Raw genomic sequence first — 1,449 nt, forward strand, 5'->3', positions numbered from 1 at the left:
GGCTCTTCAGAATTAAGAGTGTAGTTTCGGTCTGAATCCGCCTGATTCGAGCAGTGACCTGGCGACGTAGTTGGTGAGGTTGCGGAAGCCGAGGGCAGATCCTCGGAGGTGTTCCAGTCGTCCGTTAATTGCTTCGGTTGGGCCGTTGGATGTTCCTGGGCGGTCGAAGTAGGCCAGCACATCAGTGGCCCGGCGTTTCAGGGTCCGTCCGAGTGTTTTGAGTTCCGTGAGCGCGGCCGGCACTCCAGTGCTGACGGAATCTACAACTCCCTGCATGAGCTTCTTGCCTTGTGCCCGGTCTTTCTCCCGGTAGGCGGCAATCATGCGTTGATAGATACCCCACGTGGCCTCCACCTGTACATGCGCGTCAGCGGCGAACAGGTCTTCCAGTCGTGTTTGTTGCTTCTCGGTCAGTAGATCGGCGCCGGTGTGCAGGGTTCGCCGCGCTTTGTAGAGCGGATCCCCGGCCCGTCCACGATGCCCGCACGTTGCTTGCTGGATGCGTCGGCGGCAGTTGTCCAAAGCATCCCCCGCGAGGCGAATGACGTGGAATGGATCCATCACGGGAACAGCGTCGGGGAGTTCATCGGCCGCGGCGCTTTTGAAGCCAGAGAACCCATCCATGGCCACGACCTCAACACCGTCCCGCCATGCCTGTGGGCGTCCCTGCAACCATGTAGCGAAGGCTTGCTTTGAACGTCCTTCAACCATGTCCAGCAGGCGGGAGGGGCCGGTTCTGTCACGGATCGGGGTGAGGTCAATGATGACGGTGACGTACTTGTCACCGCGCCTGGTGTGCCTCCAAACATGCTCGTCAACACCAATGACTTTGACCCCGTCGAAACGCCTCAGGTCATCGATGAGTACACGTCTTCCTTCGGCCAGAACCGCGTTGTTCGCGGTGTTCCAAGTGACGCCAAGGCCTTCAGCGACGCGGGCAACGGTGAGGTGTTGGCACACGATTCCCTCCAACGCCCAGCGCAGTCCGCGCCGGGAGAGCTTCGCCCTCGGCTCGGCGGCTTTCGAAGTGTCTTGCCGCCACACGTGGCCACATTCTGTGCAGCGGTAGCGGCAAAGCCTGATCAGCAACGTGGTGGGTCGCCAACCAAAGGGTTCATGGCCCAGCCGGCGGGTCACGGTATCCCGCGGAACTCCCTGGGATCCGCACCTGTGGCACCAATCATCGGGAGCAACAACACGGCAAGCAAGGACTGCACGATCCGGGCGGACGTACTGCCCGGTCACCTCAAGTCCGAGTTCATCGAGCCGGCAGAAAGTGGTCAGGTCAGGGCATTGGAAGGTAGCGTTATTCATGAGGGCCTTGTGGAAGAAAATTCAGATCTAGACAATCCGATTCTCTCCCAAGGCCCTCACCTTATTCTGGAGCAACTCAACGAACTTCGACTCACCACACCACGGCGCCCTCTACACTCTCAATTCTGAAGAGCC

Annotated in this window: 1 protein-coding gene; it reads right to left on the minus strand. The window is 59.8% G+C overall.

Annotated features, from left to right (window positions below):
- Positions 1-12: 12 nt before the first annotated feature.
- The gene (locus CVS29_RS18095) at positions 13-1,314 is read right to left on the minus strand and encodes an ISL3 family transposase (protein ID WP_110107986.1); all 1,302 of its coding nucleotides are present in this window, start codon (positions 1,312-1,314) and stop codon (positions 13-15) included.
- Between the last annotated feature and the right edge of the window lie 135 nt (positions 1,315-1,449).

Origin of the sequence: Arthrobacter psychrochitiniphilus (assembly GCF_003185915.1) — a bacterium.
GTDB lineage: Bacteria > Actinomycetota > Actinomycetes > Actinomycetales > Micrococcaceae > Specibacter > Specibacter psychrochitiniphilus.